At 71.5% G+C, this 2,867-nt stretch carries 3 protein-coding genes; 1 reads left to right on the forward strand and 2 read right to left on the reverse strand.

The features are described 5' to 3' along the window. The first annotated feature begins 536 nt into the window (after positions 1–536). The gene (locus tag G6R24_RS19965) at positions 537–1,532 is read left to right on the forward strand and encodes an SAM-dependent methyltransferase (RefSeq protein ID WP_163550691.1); all 996 of its coding nucleotides are present in this window, start codon (positions 537–539) and stop codon (positions 1,530–1,532) included. Positions 1,533–1,657: 125 nt separating this feature from the next. On the opposite strand, the gene G6R24_RS19970 is transcribed toward G6R24_RS19965, so the two are convergent. Beyond that, on the reverse strand, positions 1,658–1,942 hold the full coding sequence (locus G6R24_RS19970) for a transcriptional regulator (protein WP_163550692.1): 285 nt from the start codon (positions 1,940–1,942) through the stop codon (positions 1,658–1,660). Between the two features lie 36 nt (positions 1,943–1,978). Continuing rightward, positions 1,979–2,545: a hypothetical protein gene (locus G6R24_RS19975; RefSeq protein WP_163550693.1), complete on the reverse strand. Its 567-nt coding sequence runs from the start codon at positions 2,543–2,545 to the stop codon at positions 1,979–1,981. Between the last annotated feature and the right edge of the window lie 322 nt (positions 2,546–2,867).

Here is a 2,867-nt window from a genome sequence, read left to right on the forward strand (position 1 = left end):
CGACCTCTGTGCACGCTGCACACCCGCGACCCCCGGCAGATTGGTCACGCCAGGTAGTCGCGACCGGGGGCGGATGTCGGGATGTCGGAGGTCGGGGCGTCGGAGGTTGGAGGCTGATGGTGTCAGTCGTGTGGGGGCGGGTCGGCGTGGCACGCCAGGTCATGAACGGTGCGGGCATCGCGAAGCCGTCGAACGGTTCGCCAACCACCTCAGGTGTGGGTGCACGCCCACGACGTCGGGCTCGCCTGGAGTGCAACCAAGATAATCAACGCCGTTGACGAGTTCCGGCCGTGCCGCATGAGCGCGCGGCAGCAGAGCAGATGGCGCTGGACATCCCGGACGCCGTCGCACTGCTGATGCGCACAGGGGCGGGCGGGGAGGGCTCCTCGATGCGATGGGTACCGAACCGGTACGGTTGCCTTAAGCGAACGAGTTGTTCGTCTTCGGTCTACGAGATGCGTCCCGGCAGCGGTCCGTCCGCACAGCGTCGCGGGTGGTCGTGCGCTGCGGGCGGCGAGCGGGGCGAAGGGGCGGCGATGGCTGACGGTGGTGTGGGTGCCGGTGGGCGGATGGCGTGGATTCGTCCGCGCGCGGGGGAGCGGAAACCAGTGGATCTGAAGACCGACCAGCCGCACACGGCGCGGATGTACGACTACTTCCTCGGCGGTAAGGACAACTTCCCCGCCGACCGGGAGGCCGGCCAGCGAGCGATGGCCGGCGCCCCCGACATCGCCCGGGCGATCCGGGCGAACCGGGCGTTCCTGGTCCGCGCCGCGCGCTACCTGGCCGCCGAGGCCGGTATCCGCCAGTTCCTCGACATCGGCACCGGCATCCCGACCTCGCCGAACCTGCACGAGGTCGCCCAGGCGATCACGCCGGACGCCCGGGTCGTCTACGTCGACAACGATCCGCTGGTCCTCGCGCACGCCCGGGCGCTGCTGACCAGCACCTCCGCCGGGCGCACCGCCTACCTGGACGCCGACCTGCGCGACATCGACGCGATCCTGGCGGCCCCCGAACTTCGGGACACCCTCGACCTGTCCCAGCCGGTGGCCCTGTCGGTGCTGGCGATCCTGCACTTCCTGCCCGACACCGAGGCTGGCGAACCGTTCACCCTCGTGCGCCGGCTGCTGGACGCCCTGCCCGCGGGCAGCTATCTCGTCGTCAGCCACGGCACCCCCGACTTCGCCCCGGCCATCAGCGAGCAGGGGGCTGCGGCCTACCGGGCCGGTGGCATCGCCGTGCAGCTGCGCCGCCGGGACGAGTTCGCCCACTTCTTCGACGGCCTCGAACTGGTCGATCCCGGCATCGTCCCCGTCCACCGCTGGCGCCCCGACACCGCACCCGCCGACGCCGCAGGCGCCTCTGTCGTCCCCGGTAGGACGACCAAGGCGGGCACCGGTGTCGACGAGGACGGTCTCACCGAGGCGGAGATCGACGACTTCCTCGCCGACGACCCCTCGGGTATCGCCACCGCCGGTCTGGCGGACAGCCAGGTCAACATGTACGGCGCTGTCGGCCGCTTTCGCTGACCGGCCGCGTCAGCCGGCGCGGTCCCCGGCCGGGCGGCGGTGAACGGTCGCGGCCGGGAGCTCGGACGGCGCCGGTGACCGCGCTGGCGATCGCTCGGAGAAGGCTCCGGGAACGCCCGCGTGGCTCAGTCGACGTCGGCGATGATGGCGCGCAGAGCCGCGACGTGGGCGCGCAGGGCTTCGTGGCCCGGGCGGGTCAGGGCGATCCAGGTGGTGCGGCGGTCCTGGTGGGTGCCCTTGCGGCTACGGGCGTAGCCGGCCTGGGTCAGCGCCGTGACCTGCTTGGACAGGACGGAGTCGCTGACCCCCAGGGCCTCGCGCAGCGTCACGAACTCCAGCTCGGACACGGCGGCGAGCAGGCTCGCGAGCCGTAGCCGCACCGGGGCGTTCAACAGCGCGTCCAGACCCATGTCGGATGCCGCGTGGGGCGTGGATGGCGTGGACATTCAGCCGGCCAGCAGCAGCAGGCCCAGCCCGGCGGCGATGAGCAGGACCAGGGCGGCGGCCGCGGCCGTCCACGGCGCGGTGAGCTGGGTGTGGCCCTGCGGGTCGCCGCGGTAACGACGGATCCACAGTGCCCCACTCGCCGCGTAACCGGCCCCGCCGGCCGCGGCGCAGAGCACGGCGAGCCACCACCGGTCGGCGAATCCGGCCCACGCCGCGCCGGCCAGACCGCCGCCGTAGGCCAGCGTCGACCACGTGGTGCAGCCGAGCATCACCTGATGGGCCAGCCCCGCGACCCACGCGCCGTTCACCCGCCGGAACCGCACCAGCTGCACGGCCACGACCAGCACGAACAGCGCGGCTCCCAGCAGGGCGACGCTCTGGGCCACCCCGTCGTTGACCACGACCACGATCGCTGCGGTCAGGATCTGCACGGCGATCGCCGCCGCGAGGCTCGGCAGGAACCCGCGGGGGAGCCGCAGCCCCGCCACGAGATCCGCCTGCGAACGCTCGGCCGCCAGCAGTGCCGCGGCTGCGTCGTCGGGACTGGGAACATGTGAACTTTCCATAGTGGAAAGTATGGCCCAACTTTCCAGGATGGCAAGTTCCCTGCTGAGAGCCGGTGCCGTCGACGGGTTATCAAGATAATCAACGGCGTTGACGGCATCCGGCGCGGCCGATGATCATGGGATGCTTCGGAAAGCACCGTCGAATCCCACATTGCCAGCTCACTTGCTCCCGGACTGAGCAACCAACACGGCCCTGCACCCGCCCAGAAGCCGGGCAACCAGCCCAAGAAGACGGGAAATTGGCGCCCCGGCTACCCTCCCGGGCGGCGGGGTTTCCCGTGCGCCTTTGGGGCGGGCAACCTCGCTGTACGGCAGGCTGCTC

Source organism: Candidatus Frankia nodulisporulans (assembly GCF_902806475.1).
Lineage (GTDB): Bacteria > Actinomycetota > Actinomycetes > Frankiales > Frankiaceae > Frankia > Frankia umida.